A 368-nucleotide genomic window follows, 5' to 3' on the forward strand; every position below is an offset into this window, starting at 1 on the left:
CTTGGTAGATCTCACTGCGCCCGTAGGGCACCGCGGTTAAGGGCAGGGTGCCTTGTTGATAGGGCGCATAGAGACTGTCCAGGTGCGGTTGCTCCTGGGGTTCGGCTTCGACCAGAATCAGGTCTGGCTTAAACTTGGCTAAGCGCGTGCGGAGCTGGGCCAGTTCCGCCTGTTTCTTGGGAGTGAACACATCGGACTGCGCCGCCTGCTTGGTGTAGAGTTGGCTTAAGTGGTCGAAGCCAATGGCGAGCACTTGGATTTTCGGCGCCGGTGCCTGGGCCCAACAGCTGCTACCCAGGCCGAGCGCGAGCAGCAGCACCACGAACAAAGAAGCCCGTCCGCGGGCGGACCAAGTCCGCGAAGCGAGC

1 pseudogene is annotated in these 368 nt (G+C 62.0%); it reads right to left on the bottom strand.

The features are described 5' to 3' along the window. A pseudogene (locus BXP70_RS30265) lies at nt 1-368 on the bottom strand (hypothetical protein); the annotation flags it as partial.

It is taken from the genome of Hymenobacter crusticola (assembly GCF_002154225.1).
In the GTDB taxonomy this organism is placed as follows: Bacteria; Bacteroidota; Bacteroidia; order Cytophagales; family Hymenobacteraceae; genus Hymenobacter; species Hymenobacter crusticola.